This window comes from Arthrobacter terricola (genome assembly GCF_004354015.1).
GTDB lineage: Bacteria > Actinomycetota > Actinomycetes > Actinomycetales > Micrococcaceae > Arthrobacter > Arthrobacter terricola.
The window spans coordinates 67,673-88,512 of sequence record NZ_SMRU01000021.1 but is presented as its reverse complement, the minus strand read 5'-3'; the positions used below and the strand labels follow the sequence as shown (position 1 = coordinate 88,512).

The window sequence follows — 20,840 nt, the reverse complement described above, 5'->3', positions numbered from 1 at the left end:
TTGGTAGTTCTTGTTACTGGACACTCTGGCGCTCGACGGCGTCCTGCCGCCGCAGCGGTTCGGCGACGGTTGCCGTCGCTGCCGGCCGACGGGTCGCCCAGCGAAGCGCCCGGCTGGCACCGCTTGGGAGGAACGGCATCCCGGGGTACAAGAACCGGTACAGCTGCGCTGCGGCAATCACGAGGATAATCGCGAACAGCACGGTCAGGACTTCCCATGACAGCGGCGGCTGCCAGTCGGGCTTGGTGAACATCACCAGCCAGTTCGCGAAATCCGGGATTCCCACCACGTAGCGACGCAGGATGTAGACAAAGCCATATACGTGGGCGGCACAGGTGGCCCACAGAAGAATCTTGGTGAGCCTCCGGCTGATGAGGCTCGAGTGGAACTTCCGGAAGCGAAGGGCCAAACCGGCCGAAATCACCGCGATGGCGAACAGGGGAAGGCTGTACCGTCCTTGCCAGATGAAACCGCTGCTGGTCACGAGTGCCGCCTGCACCGCGGCAGGCACCACCGCGAGCATTCCGATGGCCGCCCAGAAACCGAGCTGCAATCGTGCCGGCCGCATGAGGAAGACCAACAGCACTAGGGCCATGAGCAACATGTTCCAGAAAATCAGGACCGCCTGCGGAACGGGAGCGTCAAGCCAACCCGCGACGCCGATGTACTGGTTCACGAAATCGAAGGACCTGTCCAACATGGTCACGAAAGCGTTGCTCGGGCGAAGGCCTTCCACAGCGTTGGATATGCCTGCGGGCGCTTCGCCGGCGGACGGAGGCGCCGCCAGCATGACGAAATTCCAGATGACACCGAGCGCCACCCCGATGGCGGACAGCCCCGCGACGATGAGGAGGAGGCGATTGCGGAAGATCGCGAGAATGTCGGCACCTCGGAAGAAGAGACACGCGACGATCGCGCCGCACAAAAGCCACAACAGGGAAACGTTCCTTGTATTGGCCAAGGTGGCGGCTGAGATGCCAACGGCAAGGATCCCAGGCCTGGCGAGATGCAATTGCCGTGAATTCTCGAGCACTGATACCAAGCCGCAGAACGCGGCCATAGAAGCAGCGACCTCAAGGGAGTTCGGATTGACACCAGTTGCGAGGAAGAAGACCATCGGCGTTGTGGCAATCGCCGCTGCAGCCATGGGCCACTTTGGATGGCGCAGCCTTGAGAGTGCCGTGAAGCCGGCTGCGTAGAACGCGGCGGACATGAGGCCGCTCACAATCCGCATGGCAAAGATCGCCGGAGCACCGGACATGAACAAGCTCGGAAGTCCAACGAACCAGTAGTAGAAGGGGTTGTACAAGCCAGCGGAGGTCACGCCAATGGTCGTGTAGGTATCGCCAAGGGGGATGGCCGGCGCGCAGCCTGCTGGTTTCCCTTTGTCGAAAGCGAAGCAACGCTGTGAATCGACATTGGCGATGAAGGACGGTACTTGCACGTGGACGCCGTTGCCGTAGGACTCGCCTGGGCCCGGGAAGAACTGGCCTCGTGCCACGGCGGCAGCCTTGATGGTGTGCGAAGGCTCGTCCGGATAGGCCATCAGGGGTGTGGCGAGGATCCACAGAGTAATCAGGGCTGCCAGCAACGCGAAGACCCGGATGAAGAATCCGAAACCGGCTTTGGTGGAGGGTGATACGTTCCGGGCCCGCGACCGCAAACGGCCGGACGCCGGTACCGGCTGCGATGATGTGGTGCCGGTGGCCGTGCTTGTGGGCGTGCTTGTCGTAGCGGGCGTTGTTGCTTTTTCGATCATTGTTCACTCCCGATCTTGTCTATCAGGAGTGATGCGTCCTGCAAGGATTCTTCGCTTGGCGACGCGACGCCTGCAAAGTAGGTCGAGGCGATCTGCCCGTCGGAGCCGACCACGAAGTCTGCCCAGGACCTGACGAGGGACGCGATCTGCCCGTTCTTGTACGTGCTGCAGAATGCCTGGTAGTTCACGTTTCCCAAGGCGTAGCCGTGATCAGTCTTGTCGGGAAGGCGGAATTCGACGCCGGTTCCTGAGGTTTTGGTTGTGCCGTCCTGGACCGCTGCGGCTACGGAGTCCTTGGACATCCTGACAAAGTCGCCGCCAAACGACAGGAGTGCGGTGTCGAAGCGGGATCCCGATGCCGAATCCATGAAAGCTATGGCGCCTGCGGTGTCGTCCACTTTCTTGGCGACGTCGCTGAAATTCTTGACCTCTTGTCCGCCGGGAACTTTGGTCCATTTGTTCGTGACACCGCTGGTCCAAGCTGTCGATGTCGAGAGGTAGCGGGTGCTCGCGGTGGTCAGCGCGGACGCCGTGCTCGCGGTGACTGGCACGATGGGGGAGTCAGGGAGCGTTGTTCCCGGGTTGACTGCGGCGATGGCGGGGTCGTTCCATCGGTTGACGCTGCCGGAGAAGATTTTGGCCAGTACTTCCGGGGAGAGCTTCAGGCTCCGGATGCTCGGCATGTTGAAAACGACGCCGATGGAGGTCACCGAAGTGGGGACGCTGAAGGCACCGCCCGGGCCGCATTGTGCCTTGGTCGAATCTTGCTGTTGCGCCGTCAGCGGTGCATCGAGCGCCGCGTAGTATGCCTGGCCGGTCTCCAATGCATTGAGTCCTACATCGGATCCATCCGGCGAGTAGCTCAAGGACGTCGCTGGGTAGGTCTTCCGCCAGGCGCTTGCCCAGGAGCCGATCGGATCGCTTTGGATGGGGCTCCCGATCGCGGTGAGTGCACCGCGGATGTCCTGTTGTTTTGCCGGGGGACTGGCACAAGCGGCCAAACTGATGCCGAGCAACAGAAGGCATCCTGTCGCTCGGCGAATCGACCGATGATGCACCGGGGGTCCTTTCGATTACAGGTATAGCTGAGACTTGCGTCTTGATAACCCTAACCGTTGAAACGCCCCACGCCTGAATCAGGCGGGCCGGAACCCGCCTGATTCAGGCGTGGCATCTTGATGGACGCGGACGAGTGTCCTCGGTCCGCCACAGCGCCTAGTAGTTGAGGGACTGGCAGGCGAGGAGCACGTTGCCTGAGCTGAACTGCGCGATCCCGATTCCGTAGGTGCAGACGGTGTACCGGCCCCGCTGGGTGATGGGGACCAGGGTTGAATAGCCGTGGTTTCCAGTGATGTTGAAGGCGTTGTTCACGTCCGGCCGCGCGCCGTTCGCGGTGAAGACGTAACCCGTGCGGGTCCCGTCCGGGTACGTGACGTAGGTGTGGACCGGCGTCGACGTGCCCGGCACAGCGGGATCATAGGTCCATCCGGTTGCCTTCACATTCGCCTGTCCGGACACCGTGACTATTCCGACGGAATCGAGGTACCCGTTGGGGCTCGGAGTGTTGCTCACCTGGATGGTCATACACCCAAGTGTCGTGTTGCCGGATGCGAGGGGCGCGACGGGGATTCCGTAGGCGCACGCCGTATAGGTACCCGTGGTGCTGAGCGGCAGCGACGCGGTGAAACCGTGATTCCCAGGAATTCCAAACGCGTTGTTCAGGTCCGGTCGGGACTGGTTTGCCGTGAACGCCGTCCCGACGTTCGATCCGTTCGGAGCCTGGACGTAGATGTGGACCGGAATGCTGGCAGCCGTGTTGGTGGGATCAAACGCCCAACCGGTCACGACAAGGCTTGCAGCGCCTGGAGCCTGGTTGATCCGGATCGAATCGTAGTACCCCTTCGGCGGCGGGTTGGATCCAACGCTGATGTCTTTGCACCCCAGCGCAGTGTTGTAGTACTGCCCGATGGCGTACATGCACACATGGTAGTTTCCGGCCTTGCTGAGGCTGATGGATTTATCGAAACCATGGTTGGAGCCGAGGCCTGTCACGTTTCCGACGTCCGGTCGTGAGGTGTTGGCCGTGATCCGGTAGCCGGTGGTCTGGCCGCTCGGGTCGGTGACGTAGGCATCGGCGAAGGAAGACGTGCCGGAGTTGGCGCGGTCGATAGCCCATCCGGTCACGCGGAGCGAGACATCGGTAGGGGTGCGGACCTGGGTCAGTGAATCGAAGGAACCAATAGGTGGCTCGACGCCGGAGGCCTGAAGGGTCTTGCAGCCAAGGTCGACGTTCCCGTTGATACTTACGGCTGTGGCGCACACTTTGTACGTGCCGGATTTGGTGATCAGGATGTTGTTGTCAAAACCGTGTGCTGGTCCGTAGCCGAAGGCAGCGTCGACGTCGGGCCGGTAGCTGTTGGCTGTGTAGGAATAGGTGTTTGTCGCGTTGTTGGGGTCAGTCACCGAGATATTCACGGGAGTGGACACCCAGGGTTGGGCGAGGTCAACCGACCAGCCGGTCACCCTGAGGTATGCCGAGGTGGTGTCCCGGACCAACGACAGGGAATCGAAAGAACCCTTCGCCGGATTTCCAGCGAACATCTGCAAGGACGCGTAGTCCCCGTTCCACACGTTCGAATCGCCGGCGAACGGTCCGGTGCTGCTGTATTGCCAAACGCTGAATGTGGACCAGTTCGTTGGCGTTCCGATCGCCGTGTTGGTGGTGTACGAGGCAATCCAGAGGGGGTAGTCGCTGAATCCGGTCGCGTCGCCCGTGCACGTCTGCCACCAGTCGGTCGTCGAATAGATCATGGGATACCGGCCGGTCAGCGAGCGGACAGTGTCGCCGAAGTTGTGGATCCAGCTGATCATCGCCGACGGCGACATCCCGTAGCAGCTGTTGGTTCCCACGTAGGATGGCGCGTACTCGATGTCGAGGACCGGGGGCATCGTTGCCCCGTCCGAGCTCCAGCCGCCGCCGTTCTGGACGAAATAGTTCGCCTGGTCCGCGCCCGAGGACCAGCTGGGGATCGCGAAGTGGTAGGCGCCGCGGATCATCCCGACACTACGAGCGCCTGAGTACTGCGATGCGTAGGTAGGGCTCGTGTAGTAGTTGCCCTCAGTTGCCTTGACGTAGGCGAAGCGGGCTCCCATGTTCCACTGCCCCTGCCAATCGACGGACGGCTGGTAAGAGCTAACGTCGAGGCCCTGGATGCCAAACGGAGGCGTCCAGGTGCTTTGTGCCGTGAGGAGGCCCTGCACGCGCGGTGAGCGTTGGCCCATTTGCGCGCCACCCGGTCCGGCGGCCTTGCGCATGGCGGCTTTGCGCTCTTCATCGGTCTGGCTCGTCGGGCTAGGCGACGGCGCCGGCGCCTGCGTCGTCGGTGCCGGCGGCGCCTGGGTGGCGGGTGCCGCCGTCGTCTGCTGTCCGCTAGTAGGCGCCACTGTTGGCGACGGTGACGGCGTTGCCGCGGAAGTCACCGTCGGGCCCGGCACGGTGGGGGACGGCGCAGGGGTTGTTGGTGACGCCAATGCCGTCGTTGCTGAAGACAGAATGACCATTGCCCCGCAAACCGCGGTTATCGCGACATCACGAACGCGGCGCGCCCTGATGGTGGAGGCAGAGGCATTAAATTTGGTGGTCTTCATTCTTGGCTCCACACGAGATTACCGGCACCCGGTAGGGGCGGCACGGTGAATAATCCGCCCGTACAAAAACCGACGGCTGGCTATTGGTAAGGCTAAATTCGAAGCCCACCATAACATCGATGTGCAAGGTGATGCTAATGTGGTCAATGGGATTTTTGTGACCAGAGGGGCGCGAAAATCCATCGTTCCGCTTGGACGCAAAAACACTTCCGCCCTGCACCGCGGTTGCGGTCCAGGGCGGAAGTTTTTACTTCAGATGCGGACTATCAGGGGATGAAGTAACCCGAGACATCCGCGATGAGTTGCGCCGTGCCGCCCGACGCGTTGAACAGGCTGACCTGACCGTTCGTCCCCGTAGGTATCGTCACGAGGTTCGGAACGATCTGGCCGGTCGCGTAGTTCAGGTTGGACGCGTTCGGCACGGCTGCCGCGCCGGCCGGGTAAGCCGTCACGAATCCGAACGACGACGGGTTCGCCACCGTGAGGTTGAAGATGACGCCACCTACCGTAGCGGGAACACCGCTGACGCCGCCCACCTGGAACGATACGGTCCCGTTAGGTCCCACCGGAGCGGCTCCGTTGCGGGTATCGAGGAACCTCGTCGGATTGATCGGCTGGAAGGCGCCCGAAACGGTTGCCGCACCGCCACCCAGGTAATAGCCGGAGACGTCGGCGATGAACTGGGCAGTTCCCGAAGGCGAGCCGTTGAACAGGGTGACCTTACCGTCCGCTCCCACCGGGACCGTCACGCTGTTCGGCACGATCTGGTTTGTGGCGAAGTTCAGGTTCGATGCGTTCGGCCGGGCGGTACCCGACGCGTACGCTGTGGCGAAACCGAACGACGTCGGGTTGGCCACGGTGAAGTTGAACGTCACCGCCGAGACGTTGGCAGGTATGCCGCTGACGCCGCCGACCTGGAACGAAACCGTCCCACCGGGAGCCACTGCGGCGCTGTTGCGGGTATCGAGGAACCTGCTTGGCGTCATCGGTTGGAACTCACCCGGTGAACTCGTAGCCGCCGGAACGTAGTATCCGGAGACGTCCGCAATCAATTGCGCGCTTCCCCTGGATGAGTTGAAGAGCGTCACCTTCCCGTCCGAACCTACCGGGACTGTCACGAGGTTAGGGACGATCTGTCCAGGCGCGTAGTTGATATTCGACGTGGCCGGGGCAGCAGTCCCGGAAGGATAGGCCGTCACGAAACCGTTCGACGTCGGATTGGCTACCGTCAGGTTGAACGTCACTGCGGAGGCGTTGGCCGGGATACCGCTGGCGCCGCCGACCTGGAACGAAACGGTTCCGTTAGGTCCTACTGCCGCACTGTTTCGGGTGTCGAGCAGCCGCGTCGGAGTCATCGACTTGAACGTGCTCGCCACCGAGATCGAGTCGTACAGGGCGTAGTCGTCGGTAACCAGAGTGCCGTTGCTCAGGAGGTTGAGGCCCATGCTGATGGCGCTTGCTCCAGCGGGAACGGGCGGCGAGGTCCATGTTGCCTGGGTCCAGTTCGTCGCTGCTGCGAAGAGCGGGCTGGCCGTCCAGTACGTCCATGTGCCTAGCCCGGTCCGGTAATACAGCTCGAATTGGGTCGAGGCAGTCGATTTATACCAGGCGGACATCTGGTACGTGTGACCGGGCGTCGCGCTCGGAGCACACTGGCCAAGGTCCAATGTCGGCAAGAGCTTGGCGTCGCCGTCCACGTACCCCGTCGTCACCATTTGTTCGGCGACGTTCCCGGTATGGCCCGGGCTGACGTTCGTGAAAGTAGACGTCTGCGTTCCATAAGAACCAATCGCGAAGCAGTAGGGCAATCCGCTGGCCACAGGGCCGGCGGTTTCGAGGCTCGGGTTCTGGATCAGGTTTCCGACCGTGATCGGCGGCGGTGCCGCAGGTCCGTTCACGAGCGGCTTGTCCACATCGAGGTTTGCGTTCGTGGGATCCGGGAATTGCGAGGCCATGACCTGGCTGACCGTCTTGACCACAATCCGGCCTGCCGCCTGTTCAGTGACGAGCCAGTCCACATAGGCCTGGAAATTGGCCGTGGTGACCGACAGCGGGTCCGTTGTCGAATCAAAGTGGTGGAACGTCAACTGGACCCACCCACCACCGGATTCGGCCTGAGTGACGACAGTCTGCAGGTCGCTCAAAGCCCAGGTGTTGTCCACCTCGTCCGGTGCCTTCGTGAAATAGAGGTCCGCCGCCGGGACCGGCAGCGGTTCCGCTACGTCGGTCAGGGTCGGGGCGGCCTTGCTCTTCAGGTCACCGAGGCCACGCGCGCTGTTGTAACCGCAATCCGCCGCCGTTTGTTCAACCGCGGCAGTAGCAGACGCAAACGGATAGGCGAAGTTCGTCACCCTGAAGCCCATGTTCGTCAGGTTTACACGGTCATTGCAGATCTGGCGTTTGACCTCGTTCGCGTCCATTTGGGCAAGGTCAGGGTGTGTGACTGTGTGCCCGGCAATCTCGTTCCCTGCTGATTGGAGGGCAAGCGCCTGCGCTGTGGTCATGTAGGTCGGCGCGTTCAGGTAACCGGAAGGGAGGAAGAACGTTCCGTGCAGCCCTTTCGAGTTCAAATAGTTCGCCGCTGCGACTTGATCACCATTGGCGTCGTCAAACGTCAGCGTCACCACGAGCGGACCCGCTGCTTGCGCCGGTTGCGTTATGAGTGCCGCGTTGAAAAGCGTTGCCAATAGAAGCGCGGCCGCCCCCATGGCAGCCGCCTTTTTCGAAGGCCTCTCCGGGCCCCCGTCGGGGTGCCCCCGCCCACTGCGGGAAGCCACCATCCACTTGTTTTGCATCCCAAGTCCGTTCGTCGCGCCCGCAACTCGACTGGTGAGACCTTCAGTGCTGCGCGCCCGCCGCACAAATGGAGTTCCCCAGCACTCATCGTGGCTTTTTACTATTCTGGAATATCCGGCATGCACAACGTGTGAAACAGCCCTAATTCGCCTGTTTTCGGAGCACGGTGTAACCGCCGATGTCCTGACGGTACGAGCGCGTTTAAAGGGTGTCAACACTCGTATTTAACCGCGGACAACACTCGAGTAGTCGGTAAATAACCGGGTGATTTCGTGGATGAGACGATGCGTGGGCCACCACAAAGCGATGGTTGGAAGTTCCTGTGCAAACTCGGGGCTTTGGCTAAATGCTTGCTGAGACACAGAGTTATCCACAAGGGAAGAATTTGACTTGGTTCTCTGCAGTATCCTCACCTAACGTTAATCCCATTGACGATTTTTGTGGCGCCCAGGTGCCTGTCGTATTGGGGGAATGATGGATGCTCTGCGCATCGTCGAGGATGAAGTACGCGAGTTGATCCGCCGACGCGGATTGGACCCGTCGAACCAGGCTGCCGAGGTACACCGCCTCGTCGAGGCAGCCGTCGGCGATTATGACGAACGCGCCCTGCTGGGGACGTTGCCCCCTTTGGGGCATATGGACAACGCCCGTAAGCATGTGTTCGACGCCGTTGCGGGATTCGGGGCGCTCCAACCGCTGTTGGACGACCCCACAATCGAGGAAATCTGGCTCAACGCGCCCAACGAGGTCTACGTTGCCCGCAACGGTGAATCCGAACTGACATCCGTGAGCCTGAGCGAGCAGCAAGTCCGCGACCTCGTGGAACGGATGCTCAAGGGTTCGGGACGGCGCTTGGACCTATCTACCCCATTTGTCGATGCCTCCCTCCCGGATGGTTCACGGCTTCACGTCGTCATTCCTGACGTGACACGCCGGCATTGGGCGGTCAATATCCGCAAATTCGTGGTCAAGGCAAGCCGGCTCGAACATTTGGTGGACCTCGGCACGCTCACCCCGCAGGCTGCCCGGTTCCTCGGAGCCGCGGTGGCAAGTGGCTTGAACATCCTTGTCTCCGGGGCTACCCAGGCCGGGAAAACCACCATGCTCAATTGCCTGGCGGCAAACATCGGCTCCCGCGAACGGGTCGTCACCGTCGAAGAGATTTTTGAGCTTCAGTTTCCGTTGCGCGACGTCGTCGGCCTTCAATGTCGCCAGCCGAACTTGGAAGGCCACGGCGAGATTCCGCTACGACGGCTCGTCAAAGAGGCGCTTCGCATGCGGCCTGATCGTCTCGTCATCGGCGAAGTCCGCGAAGCTGAAAGCCTCGACATGCTGATCGCTTTGAATTCCGGACTTCCCGGGATGTGCACGGTCCACGCAAACTCGGCCCACGACGCCGTGCTTCAATCATGGCGTGCACCGACGCGACACCCGTCGCCGGGTAACCGGCATAGGTCAACACCATGGAACAAGATAAGGACGGCGCGAATGCGCGTGCCGCGATTTACACACGCATATCTAAGGACCTGACCCTTGAGGGGCTCGGGGTAACTCGCCAATTGGAGGATTGTCTCGCTTTGGCGGAGCGCAAGGGCTGGAGCGTTCTCGACGAGAAGTTCGAGGACAATGACATCTCGGCCGCTGGAGGAAAGAAACGAGAGGGTTATAACCGGCTCAAAGCTGTCATGGAGGCCGGAGAGGTTGACGTCGTGGTCGTTTACGCGGCCGACCGCCTTCACCGCAACTCGCGTGAGTTGGAGGACTGGATCGATCTTGCGTCAGAGACGGGGATAAACATTTACTCTGCCACCAACGGCTTCATTGACCTGAGCAATCCAGACGGCCGGACAATGGCCCGCGTGGTGACCGCGTTCGCCGCTGGAGAGGTCGAGAAAACCAAGATGCGTCTGATCCGAAAGCATCTTGAGCTCGCGGAAGCCGGAGCGTGGCCAGGGCAGGCGTGCTACGGCTACACGGCAGACGCGGAAATAGTCCCCGAAGAGGCCGCCGTCATCACGGAGATGGCAGCCCGTGTACTTCACGGTGAAGGACTCAACGCCATTGCGAAGGATTTCACTGCCCGGGGCATCCCGACGGCGCGGGGTGCCGCCTGGAGGGCCGCGAGCATCAGGAACATCCTTAAATCGCCGCGTATAGCCGGGCTGCGCGTACACCGGGGCAAAGTATCGGCCAAAGGGCAGTGGGCGGGCATCATCTCGGAGGAGACGTCAGCGATGCTCAGGGCGAGGTTCGCGCCCGGACGGTCCGATGGGATTAGGGGCGGGGCTCGAAAGCACCTTCTGACCGGTCTGCTCGTCTGCAGTAAATGCGGGACCGGCATGGTCAAGTGCATCAACGGGCGGACGAAGAAGGAAAGCTACCGCTGCCCAAAGAACGAGGGCTCAGCGGCATGCGGAGGCACGACCATCGTGTCCGCGGAAACGGAAGCCTGGCTCGCTGAGGCTGCATTTCAATTTCAAGATGCAAGAGTTGTCGGTCAAACCGAAGCCACCTCCGAATGGCTGGAACAGACAGGGGCTCTGGACGCCAGACTGGAGGAAATAGCCTCAGACTATGCACTCGGATCGATCAGTCGCTCCGAATGGCAAGCAGCACGCGCCGCAGTCGAACGGGCAAAGTCGGCCTTGCCAGTGCCGATCATCAGACCGCGGAACCTCACGACCGGCGCGATGCTCCGAGTCGCATGGGACGGCATGGCTACTAGCGTCCGGCGCGCCATTCTGGACGACATCTTCGTAAAGGTTGTGGTCATGCCGCGACGACAGGTCACGGGACCCAAATCTTTCGATGCCGGCCGTATCGTTCCTGAATGGAGGCAATAGTGCGCTCCAGTGACAGCCGTGGTCTTCCGGGCCGCATAGGGCTTTTATGGAGCTCAACACAGAAGAAGTCAATGAATGGATTGCACGGACCAGAACGGCTCAGGGACTTAGTGGAACTGTCACCCTCGACCCTGCCCTGCACGCCCGCACCGTGTCTGCAGTAGAACGCGCGCAACAACACGAACGGGGCCAAATGCCGGAGGGTGCCTGAGGCGTGCAACAGCGGCCTAGATTCCTGTCCTGGGACGTGCCGGGTGCGATGCTCGGGTCACAGCGGCCAGCACGGTTGCGGTGCTTCCTCATTACCAACGCAGGCTCGTCGCCTCACGTATTCCATTTGTCGCTTGGTTGAAGGACAAGACGACGTCAGATCGGAGGCGCATGTGCAGGAATTAGATTTTGTTTGGTTGCACTCGTGATTAGTGGCAATTACTGAGCAATTCCAAAGCGAGTGTGTATATCGTGGCGCCATGAATGTCCGGTAAAGTCCCGCCGCCAACGCAAATAAAAACTATCTGCGGCTTTGGGGCCTAGCGTCTTGTTGTGGAAATAGTAGTGTCGATTTCGGTCTATTCACAAACATTGACTTGCTGTGGAAATCCCCGAAGTGCCAGTGACCGGATGGTGAACCCTTCTTAATCTGCTTGCCCAGGGCTCTGGCCAAGACTTTTCCAGCCCAGCTCCATGGCGACCGCCGACCGCGCCGCGAAAAGCTACTGCCGCCTGCCATATTCGGTAGGTACTGGTCCGCTACGGCGGCTGGCTGGGAAGCTCTCGGCAAGATGAACGAGGATTACTTTGGCTGCCTCACTCATTCGCGCCTTGGCTGACATAGTTCTCACTCCGGATCCGCCTTGTCGCGGCGTCAACACCAACCCGACCATCGTCACGCGCGTAGGGAGCTTTGACTCCTGAATGTCCTCGAGCTCCGAGGACCCTGCCGCACGGCGCTGGCGGACACCGGAAGGTAGAGGGTCGTGTCCGACGACTTCATTCTTCTGGCGGTAGCGGCTTAGGCAATCTGGTCAACAGCTTGTTCTTGGGGTCGTATACGCGGAGGGCATCTTCTAACGCCGAAATTCTGGCTTCGTAGTATTGCCGCCCCAGCATCTCAGCCGTGTTCTCCAGATGGGTTACCGCCGCAAGATGCTGGGGGTTGATGCATAGCCGCCGTCCGCATTTGTGGTGCACGCTCAACGAGCCAAGATGTTGGGTAAACTGTCTGGCAGCCTCCCAGCTGATCCTGTGCGCGAGTCTGTTGGTGGGTCCACGGCCGATGTAGCCGTACCCTGATCGTTTAGCGCCGGTCCAGATCCAGCAGCCGCCCGGGTCGTCGGGGTCGATGATGCATCGGGACCGGAGGATGTCCAGAACGGCAGGTCCGTCGCATCGAATTATGGCTTGGCGTAGTTCCCCCAAGCGGGCAAACCAGCCTGCCCCGCCTTCTTGGGTGTAGTAGGAATAGAATTCCTCCGGCGTTGTCATTGCGTCAGTCTTCTTTCAGGTCGGCCAGAAGAGTTATTTCAACTACGCGGCTCGTCGTTCGCAGTGTGGGAATCGTTGGATCGTCTGCCCGAACCTGCAGCAAGAAGCGCGAAGGCTGCCCCACGACGAGATGTATGACCTTGCGGATGTGGATCGATCGCCCGTCACGCCTCAGGATGCTTGTCCCGATGTCTAAGTGATCCACAGTGGGTTCAACCGCCGCGGCAAATCGGGTGAGCAGTCTTTTCTCCATCTCTAAGAGATACAGAGACCCCGTGGCGGTCCTAATCCGGAAGGATCCGTCTTGCGAGTCTGACACTTCGTGAACCATGGAAGCATGCTAAACGGGTGGTACGACAAAGTAGTTTGACTCGTCGTCTGGCTTACGTGTTCGAAGGTGGCGAATGCGGCCACAAGTCCCAGAGCGATGAACATCTGAAACGGCAGGTGCACGGCCAATCGGCACGGAGCCGCTGGTGCCGTCTTTGATACAGGGGATTTGGCTGTTACAACTATTCCACGCTACTTCGGGCCGTGCCTTGGACTTCCTGCTCATAGTTCCCGGATCTTCGAAGGGCAACTTCTGCACCTGTTTCGGTGGTGGTCCACGTGTTGTCTGTTAAGTGGTCCACCGCAGCCCATCTGTGGTCCTTTCGTAGTCCACCAGAAGTGGTCCACCGGCTCTTCCCGTGGTCCATCTGGTCCGCGAGACGAGCCAGTAACCCGCGGGTGCTGCCTTGCACCGGTGAACCATCGAACGCTGCTCAGATGCCACGGCACCGACTCACAGGGCGAACTGGATGAGGCCGGGGAACGAGAGTGCCCTTGTGGCCACCAAGACAAGGTCGAGCGTCAGGGATCGCAACGCCACCCTTGGGCTGTCGGTTTGGAAGCGGAAAGACATTCGTTTCAACCAGGATTCACGGCCCACCTGATCTGGATCGTAGTACGGACAATGTAGGACAGGCCAGTGTCGGGACCCGTCCGTGTGCACCACCCAATGGAACCACCGTGGACGACGAAATGGACCACCGGTGGACCAAGTGCGGGACAGGGAGAATCGCTCGGCTGTTCCTACATCTGGTCCGGTGAGCCCAACAGAGAGACGATCACACGTCACGGGCCTAGAATCGACCCATGGCAGACATTGCTGAATTGCTGGTCGCCGGGGGGGGATACGCCTGTCGGGGGTGGACGCTCCTTGGCGCCGCGGATCGTTTGGAGCGGGTCGGTAGCTCTTGGCTTCGGGCGTTCTGATGGCCGGGCGTCACGCTGCCCCGGACACCTCATTTCAGGGTTACGCCAGGGTGCCATGCCATGATTTGTGTCCGTGTGGTCGTGCGGATCCGCGGAGGTTATCTCTCGACGAATTGGCGAGGAACGCTGAGTCGTATCGGCGGGTGCAGCGTGCTGCGGTTCGTCTGCGCCTGTCAACTGATTGCAGCCTGGGAAGGGGCCCAACTCCTGAGTGGGTGGTTGAGTTGGCCGCGGAGCAGGGCAAACCGGTTTTATGACCGGGCTGGGTGGAGGAAGCTATCGCCCGTCTCGACAGGGAAGCCCGCAGGCATTGCTCGTGCCGCTGCCACGGAGCAAGACTCAACGGGAGATAAACAACGCGGCTAGGCGGTCTCGAAACGTCCGGCGCGCCGGTGCGCGACTACAGAAAGCCCTCGATGAGAAACTGGGCCGGCATACGCCCGAGAAGATCCTGCGATTAGCAGGCGAAGACGACGAATGAGGGCTCCGCGGAACGGGCAGGAGCAAAGAAGTTAGTTCATGCCTGTCGGCGAGTCATTTGGCCTAGGCCCTCGGATTTCGAGTGGTTCGATGCGCAGGGGCGGCACGCCCGGCCAAACGAGGACACCGTTGCCGTGGCGCGAGTATTCCATATCGAGTACGTCTACACGAGTACTGCTTCCGCCTGGGTGTCTTAGCTCGTGCGTGCGGCGCTGATGCCAGTGTCCGCAGAACAGGTGCGGGACGTTCAATGAATCCACGACTTCTCTGAGGAGGTCGCGGGTTTTGTTCGCTTTCTCGGCCAGTTGATCGCTGAGTTGGAAGTCACCCTTGATCGGCACCCCTGCGGGTGCGTCGTGGGTGATAAGGACGTCTAACGGACCGCCTGCTACGAGCGCGGCGGCCTCCTCTGGCGTCGGTTCCTCGTTTTTCCACCAATCACGCCCTTCGGTTCTGTGCTGGTAGTCGACGCTGCACGCGCCGCCTAAGCCACCGATGGTGAGCCCCTCAATTTGGGCGCGGCCGCCCCGGGGCAGGATACGAATGTTTGGGCGGACCGTGGCTAACCCATCGGTGTCGACGGCAAGCCTTGCGATCGTGTCCCAGTTATCGTGATTGCCGCCGGAAATGATAAGGGTGAGGCCCATATTCACGAGGTATTTGGACAGCTTGGTCTCATATCGCCCACGTTTTGCGCCGGGCCAGTCGAATCCGAAGTCCCCAACGTGTATGGCGGTGCGGGCACCTTCCCGAGCAGCAGAACGAATGGCCGTCAGTGCCCAGACCGCATCGCCATGCCAGTCGCCGAAAATTGCGAGTGGTGTGGACTCTTCCATGATTTCAGCCTACGAGAACGACCCTGTGCCCTGACAGACGCCGCTGCTGTCTGGGCTTCCGGGCCGACGGGATGCCTTCTTGTCCTTGGCGCACTGATCTAGGACTCGTTCTTTCAGATTCTTTTCCCTCATACCCAGAAACATGCGTAGGCAACACGGCCACGGGGTGCGGGCTGCCGCAGGCGAATGAGTCATCGTTGAATTAAGAATGAACTCAATCGGTGGCCGCAGCAGCGGCATCGACCGCCGTCGGATCCGGTCTTGGATGGGGACGTCTTGTATCGCTTCGATGCGGTCATCGCGTGGGTTTCCGACAACCAACCTGGAGCCGACAGAGGTGACAGTGCTCTCATGCCGGCTCGACGACCTTAGCCGCTAGGGCGAGTGCTGTGACTCAGGTTATGGACGCCAACAACAGAGTTCTATCGACCGGTGTGGCTCTTGCCTGAACGTCTCTTTTCGCCGCTGCGTTTGCGGGTTTGCCGCCGGAACCGGCTTACACTTGCCGTGTGCGTGGCGTCGTCAGAGCCGGCTCTCGGTCTGCCAGCGCCTCGCTGGTACTTGTTATTGGTCCTGATGAAGGGATCGCCCAGGGCGCTACCCACCATCGAAAGCCGGGCTTTCCCTTGCGCCTCTGAATCGAGGGCGAAGTGTCGAAGATGACGAGCCAAGAACATGAGTCCGCCGATTATGGCCATAGCCGCGGCAGTCGGAATGATAAGCGTAAAGAGTTGGCCGGGGGTATTTTCCTGACCCGGGGTTGTTATCTGGCTTGGTCCCACTTTCTGGGGCACTTGTGTGTACAGCCACGCCCAGAGCAGGGTGAGTAACCAAATTGCCCAAAGGCCGGCCAAAAACCATTTGAAACGTGTAATCGACGGGGAGCCGCCGGCTGCCACAGCTGCTTCTGAACGGGCCTCGTAGCTTCTGAGCACCAGGTGTCCCAGCCACAGAACAAAGACGGCTAACACCGCGGTGGCGGCGAGGCAGATCAGCACACTGCCGGCCGCTTGCTGCTTGGGATCGCCCTGCACTGCAGCGGCAGTGATGGTATCCCTGATGAAGCCAGGGATGTACTTCTGAGCGTTGACCAAGTCAGCGACCCTACCGGCCCAGCCCTGTTCGACGAGCATGTATGCGCCCGCCATTGCAGAGGGGAGGGAGAGCAGCATGAAGGCGGTCCCGTTGAAGAACCGCCACCAGCGGGACCTGAAGGCCGAGATCAGGTTCTTGTTTTCTACCTCTATTTCTTTGCCGTCACGCTCTCCCGGTTTCCCGGGCGCATTGGTGCCGCCGACCTGCGCGGCTTGGTCGAAGATGATCAAGCGGTAAAGAGCGTCCTGGAATTGTTCGGCGTTGTCTGGATAGCCTCCGTGAGCGCCAAGGAAGCCTCGTCCGTTGTCGACCTTGAGGTTGTATGGGAAGCCGTGCTTGTTGTCGACTCGGCCACCGATGAAGTCGAACGGATCGTAGAAGTTGGCCCAGCCGGTTGCGCGGTCGACATTATTGAGGCGGCTGAGGAATTGGTGCTTGCCCCGCTTGAGAAGCTTGAGAAGCTTGATTGGGCAACCGAAAGTTGCAAGGAACTTGACCTTGGAATCACTGGACTCCGAGAGTGCATCAATGGTCAGAATCGAACCGAGGGAATGTGCTGAAATGACGGTGCTCTCGGTCCTGGCTGTGAGCCAGCGGAGGTCACGTCCAATCTTTTGCTTTGCGGCGAAAGCATTGCGGGGGTTTTGCTGGTAGACCATGACGTCGCCGACCCAGAGGACGAGGAAGTTGAGAAATCCAGCGGAAGCGTCGCCGATCTTACCTGGCAGCTTGCCAACCAGCAGGAGGGCAGCCGGGAGCAACGCAACGAGAATGCAGAGGGTCATTGCAAAGACTGTGCCCAGTGCGAGTGATGCTCCCCAGTCGCCGGAAAACCACTCGGCGCCGACCATCACTGCACCGACGATGAGTGCTGCCCCGAGAAAGCCCCGCCAGCCGACACCCCAGATGAGCGGGGTGATCCAATTGGAGATCCTCGATGCGGATGGTGCGTCGAATAGGTTGGCCCACCATCCTTCCGCGATCAAGACGTCGACGGCTTCCTGCCCGGCCTTGTCTTCTTGGAGAACCCACCGGGCATGTACATGTCGTGGTGCGGACTCCAAAGAGCGGCACGTTCTGCTGCATTCGGTGACATACCCATGACCTCCATGCCCGGCCAGCCAGGACGACGCCCATGTAAGCAAAGGATCGCCCATGTAAGCCAAGGTGTCACCCTCGGGCTGGACCCCCATGCCGTGGACAAGCAGAACCCCAACACTGCGCACCATGAAGTGAGGTTAGGACTGCCGGGGTCCTTTGAATAGAGTGGCGCTACTCGAATTGGTGGAACCACCGTTCACCATTCGTTGCGTGGGCGAAACGGTAGCCTTCGCCACTGCCGTTGACTTCTTCCGAACGCAATAGGACGAGCAGGCAAGGAGGGGCTGTTGCTGGAACCAAGGTACGCGGTGATCACACCGATGTGAGTCAGACTTGCTGAACGACGAGAGTGGAGGCGATCTTGTCGTGCCAGCCCTGCCGACGACCGGAGGAGTCAAAAACGGGTGAGATGAGGACTAGCGGGCTACCCAAGGCACCGAGGATGGGTAGCAGGCCAACTACGCCAGGGAGCAGCCATCGCATGAAAGAGTCTGTGAATTTGGGTTTGGTGCCGTCGGCCGAACGAATGATGCGAGCCCCGATGGCTATCTTGCCAACCGTGCGCCCGATGATTCCGACCATGAGGAACTCGTAGAGGTTGGCCATCAGCGCAATCAGGATCAGGTCGAGGATCAGCCCGCTTTGGAAGAAGAAACCGGTCAGAAGGAAGAAAGCGATGACGATAATGAGGCCGTCTACGATGCGGGCAAGTGCGCGTTTGGGGACGGGGGTGAGCCGGAAAACCCCGTGGCCGGCAACTTCAACGTATTCGGTAACCTGACGAGCTACTGCAGCCACCGGGACATAGCCTCCGTGTGTGGCGTTCGGTTGACCGCTGACCGGCTGCGGTCCGGCGGCGGTAAAGGTCATCGGTGGTATCGACAATCCGTGGGTCCCCGAGACCGTTGGTTGTCCGCAGACCGTGCAGTAATTCCCGATCTGGTTTGGTGCACCGCAGTTACTGCAGAACCGGCCTGGGGTTGGCGGAAGATCTGCCCCGTTGTCGATCATGCCGTTTTCCTGTCTTATGCTCGGAAAGGACGCGCCGTTCCAGCGTTCCTTTCCGAGCGGGGAACAGCCGGTGGCGCGACGAGGTGTCGCACCGGAATGAAGATACCAGTGCTGAACAGCGAACAGGCTGAGAGCCGGGGAGACACGCATGCGGACTGGCAGAAGACCGGAAATATTCCCTGTTACCATTCGATGCGGATCCTGGCCGGGAGTTTCGCGTCCGCCGTTGCCGCTCGCAGTGCTGAACATCCGGCTTTGAGGGTACTTTGCGCTAGCTCAGGAAGTCCGCGAATCCAGCCAACGGTCCCGGGTCCAGATGCTTCCGTGCCCTCGTGACCGCCACATACGCCAGTCTCTTTTCCTCAGCGATCTGGTTTTTGTCTCCGCCCAAGAACGTTCGTGCGATTATCTCCGCGAAATCGTCGGAGATACGCACCGAATCCCACTCAAGGCCTTTCGCCTTGTGGGCTGTCGTAATGACCGTGGCGCCGTCCACGGTTGCAGAGGCGCTGGTAATGGTCCGGTTTAGTTCCGCAGTGCCGTAGCCTTCAATCAGCTTTGTCCATGTCATTAGTTCTTGGGCGCTGGAATCGTAGCGGACATGTTCCAGCACTTCGCCCCAGGAGCCGAACTGCCTGAGCATGGGGTGGCTGGAGCCGCGCCCGTTGATCAGGTCGTCGGCCCCGCGAATGAGAGCCGCGATCGAATTGAGTTCACACCTGAGGGTTGGGCGCTTGCCAAGTTTTTGCAGCTCCATCAGCTCCCAGACCGCTGTGGCGTTGGTTCGGGTAAGCACGGCGTCAGGCTTTTCGCACGGACCGACGGATGTAATCAGTAGAGGATTTGGGTGGACAAGGTGAGGTGCCTTCAGTGAACGGAGCCAACTGTTGGCAATGTCCGCGGCGTGTTCCCCGAATCTCCAGGATGTGGTGAGGGGGAGAGTATGGGCGGCTGGAATCGTGGCTAGCGCGTCCTTGCCGCCGGCGAACCCGTAGATGGATTGGTTGGGATCTCCGACGAAGACCTTTTTCAGGTGTTTCTGTGCCTGGATGGCGTGAGTGACTGCCGGGCTGAGGTCCTGGGCTTCGTCGATGAACAAGACATCGCCCTTGCGTCCGATCACCGGCCCGGTCAGCAGCCAGTCCTTCAGATAGTGATCGTGCGTGATGGGCATGTCCCTGACTGTTTTGTCCCGGATGTGTGCCCAGTGCTCTTCGGCCATCATGAGGATGAGTGGAACCATGGATGAGCGCAAGCCGGCGTTTGCCCTGCCGGTGCTGACATGGCGGGCGAGCAGCTTCCGGCTGGGGCTGTGGCAGTAGTTGGTGACGGTGTCGACAGCCATTTTGGTCAGGTCGTAGGGGTCAATCGCGCGGGCAGCTCTTGGGCCTGCGAACGCTTCGATGAGCCCTGGTTCGGTTGCACCGAGGCGGCGGGCTGTCACTGAGATCGGTTCGATGCCGAGCCGCAGTCGTCCAAGCCAAGCTCCGTGCCCTTTTGCGGTCAGGTCCTTGTGAGCGAAGGCGTGGATCGTTGTGGCGGAGACGTTGGAGGCGAACCGGTCCTTGGCCTCGACGGCGGTCGACTTGTTGAAGGTCAAGTATATGATCTTTGCCTTCGTGGAGTTGGCGAGCAATTGGAGGGTTGTGGTTTTTCCGGTGCCGGCCCCGGCAAGGATCTTGATGTCACCTTGGCCGAAGAATGCGTCGAGGATGGTTCTCTGTTCGGCACTTGGCGCCCATTTGGGCCGGAAGCCGGCCCGGACCGAGGCAAGCCTTGAAGGGGCGGGTGCCTGGTTCGTCATCGACGAGCGGCCCCGGGCTGTGTTGGCCGCGACTGCCACCGCACTGGACCTGGCAACTTTGACGAGTTCCCACGCCAGCTGCGCTCCGATTCTTGCATCGGGCAAGGCGCGGTGCGATGTCGCTTGGCGGATCCTGAAATGCTGAGCGAGTGACGCGAGTTTATGGTTGGTTCCCGTGTGGACCAGACGACGGGCTGCCGAGTAGGTGCAGGAGCCGAGCAGGTCTTGCGGGAGGATCTGTGCCTTCCCAAGCTCGAAGGTGAGGAACCTGTTTTCGAAGGGAAGGTTGTGCGCAACGACAACCCGGTCGCCGACAAAGTCCAGCAGATCCTTCAAGACGTTCTCGATCGGGGGAGCCGTTTCGACTTCGTGCTGACGGATGCCGTGGACGAACTCTGCACCGTGGACGTAACCGATGCCGGGATAGGCCAGGCTGGAGAATTCGCGGGTCAGTTTGCCCTGGCTGTTGAACCGGACCGCGGCGACTTCAATGATCCTGCTGTGCGGAGTGCTGATGCCTGTCGTTTCCAGGTCGATGCAGACAAATTCGCGCTTGCCGTGCAGCATGGCTGCGACGTCTTCGATCCGCATGCTTTTGCAAAACAACTGGCCCCCAGCCCTCACGTATCCCTCAGGCTAATACTTTGGCGTCCCGGCTGGCGGTTTTCTTCGCTGTGTCCTCCGCATGACGAGACCCAGATGATGTTGATCGCCAGGTCAGCAAT

12 protein-coding genes are annotated in these 20,840 nt (G+C 60.5%); 2 read left to right on the top strand and 10 right to left on the bottom strand.

Translation table 11 applies throughout. The annotated features are described in order from the left end of the window. Positions 1 to 13 precede the first annotated feature (13 nt). The 4 genes from E1809_RS17245 to E1809_RS17230 form a co-directional block, all read right to left on the bottom strand. Complete coding sequence (locus E1809_RS17245; RefSeq protein ID WP_133205474.1) at positions 14 to 1,759, bottom strand: DUF2142 domain-containing protein; 1,746 nt, start codon at positions 1,757 to 1,759, stop codon at positions 14 to 16. Next, positions 1,756 to 2,775, bottom strand: coding sequence for a substrate-binding domain-containing protein (locus tag E1809_RS17240; protein ID WP_165962366.1), 1,020 nt, complete (start codon positions 2,773 to 2,775; stop codon positions 1,756 to 1,758). Before E1809_RS17240 ends, E1809_RS17245 begins: the two co-directional genes overlap by 4 nt. 199 nt (positions 2,776 to 2,974) lie before the next feature. Continuing rightward, positions 2,975 to 5,407, bottom strand: coding sequence for a lysozyme (locus tag E1809_RS17235; RefSeq protein WP_235835659.1), 2,433 nt, complete (start codon positions 5,405 to 5,407; stop codon positions 2,975 to 2,977). Positions 5,408 to 5,673: 266 nt separating this feature from the next. Continuing rightward, positions 5,674 to 8,115 carry a polysaccharide deacetylase family protein gene (locus E1809_RS17230; RefSeq protein ID WP_165962365.1) on the bottom strand — a complete coding sequence of 814 codons (2,442 nt, stop codon included), beginning with the start codon at positions 8,113 to 8,115 and terminating at the stop codon, positions 5,674 to 5,676. 562 nt (positions 8,116 to 8,677) lie between these two features. Here E1809_RS17230 and E1809_RS17225 point away from each other — a divergent pair. Both E1809_RS17225 and E1809_RS17220 read left to right on the top strand, forming a co-directional pair. Next, complete coding sequence (locus tag E1809_RS17225; RefSeq protein ID WP_235835663.1) at positions 8,678 to 9,733, top strand: CpaF family protein; 1,056 nt, start codon at positions 8,678 to 8,680, stop codon at positions 9,731 to 9,733. Then, positions 9,667 to 11,046 (top strand): recombinase family protein, encoded by a 1,380-nt coding sequence (locus E1809_RS17220; protein WP_133205471.1) that lies wholly within the window; start codon positions 9,667 to 9,669, stop codon positions 11,044 to 11,046. Before E1809_RS17225 ends, E1809_RS17220 begins: the two co-directional genes overlap by 67 nt. A gap of 990 nt (positions 11,047 to 12,036) precedes the next feature. Here the strand turns inward: E1809_RS17220 and E1809_RS17215 are convergent. The 6 genes from E1809_RS17215 to E1809_RS17195 all read right to left on the bottom strand — a co-directional run bounded on the left by E1809_RS17215 (position 12,037) and on the right by E1809_RS17195 (position 20,706). Beyond that, a complete protein-coding gene (locus E1809_RS17215) occupies positions 12,037 to 12,531 on the bottom strand; it encodes an HNH endonuclease (protein ID WP_133205470.1) in 495 nt (164 codons plus the stop codon). A gap of 4 nt (positions 12,532 to 12,535) precedes the next feature. Next, positions 12,536 to 12,862, bottom strand: a complete 327-nt coding sequence (locus tag E1809_RS27105; RefSeq protein WP_205754230.1) for a hypothetical protein — start codon at positions 12,860 to 12,862, stop codon at positions 12,536 to 12,538. A gap of 1,438 nt (positions 12,863 to 14,300) precedes the next feature. Further along, the gene (locus E1809_RS17210) at positions 14,301 to 15,104 is read right to left on the bottom strand and encodes a metallophosphoesterase family protein (RefSeq protein WP_133205469.1); all 804 of its coding nucleotides are present in this window, start codon (positions 15,102 to 15,104) and stop codon (positions 14,301 to 14,303) included. Between the two features lie 422 nt (positions 15,105 to 15,526). Further along, positions 15,527 to 17,356, bottom strand: a complete 1,830-nt coding sequence (locus E1809_RS17205) for a hypothetical protein (protein WP_133205468.1) — start codon at positions 17,354 to 17,356, stop codon at positions 15,527 to 15,529. Positions 17,357 to 17,627: 271 nt separating this feature from the next. Beyond that, positions 17,628 to 18,170 (bottom strand): RDD family protein, encoded by a 543-nt coding sequence (locus E1809_RS26775; protein ID WP_205754229.1) that lies wholly within the window; start codon positions 18,168 to 18,170, stop codon positions 17,628 to 17,630. A gap of 412 nt (positions 18,171 to 18,582) precedes the next feature. After that, positions 18,583 to 20,706 carry an exonuclease domain-containing protein gene (locus tag E1809_RS17195; RefSeq protein ID WP_133205466.1) on the bottom strand — a complete coding sequence of 708 codons (2,124 nt, stop codon included), beginning with the start codon at positions 20,704 to 20,706 and terminating at the stop codon, positions 18,583 to 18,585. Between the last annotated feature and the right edge of the window lie 134 nt (positions 20,707 to 20,840).

Bases quoted from the DNA above. Each gene is read 5' to 3' on its own strand.
- E1809_RS17195 (WP_133205466.1), bottom strand. From the start codon at position 20,706: ATGCGGATCGAAGACGTCGCAGCCATGCTGCACGGCAAGCGCGAATTT.
- E1809_RS26775 (WP_205754229.1), bottom strand. From the start codon at position 18,170: ATGACCTTTACCGCCGCCGGACCGCAGCCGGTCAGCGGTCAACCGAAC.
- E1809_RS17210 (WP_133205469.1), bottom strand. From the start codon at position 15,104: ATGGAAGAGTCCACACCACTCGCAATTTTCGGCGACTGGCATGGCGAT.
- E1809_RS17230 (WP_165962365.1), bottom strand. From the start codon at position 8,115: ATGGGGGCGGCCGCGCTTCTATTGGCAACGCTTTTCAACGCGGCACTC.
- E1809_RS17220 (WP_133205471.1), top strand. From the start codon at position 9,667: ATGGAACAAGATAAGGACGGCGCGAATGCGCGTGCCGCGATTTACACA.
- E1809_RS17215 (WP_133205470.1), bottom strand. From the start codon at position 12,531: ATGACAACGCCGGAGGAATTCTATTCCTACTACACCCAAGAAGGCGGG.
- E1809_RS17245 (WP_133205474.1), bottom strand. From the start codon at position 1,759: ATGATCGAAAAAGCAACAACGCCCGCTACGACAAGCACGCCCACAAGC.
- E1809_RS17205 (WP_133205468.1), bottom strand. From the start codon at position 17,356: ATGGGCGATCCTTTGCTTACATGGGCGTCGTCCTGGCTGGCCGGGCAT.
- E1809_RS27105 (WP_205754230.1), bottom strand. From the start codon at position 12,862: ATGGTTCACGAAGTGTCAGACTCGCAAGACGGATCCTTCCGGATTAGG.
- E1809_RS17235 (WP_235835659.1), bottom strand. From the start codon at position 5,407: ATGAAGACCACCAAATTTAATGCCTCTGCCTCCACCATCAGGGCGCGC.
- E1809_RS17225 (WP_235835663.1), top strand. From the start codon at position 8,678: ATGGATGCTCTGCGCATCGTCGAGGATGAAGTACGCGAGTTGATCCGC.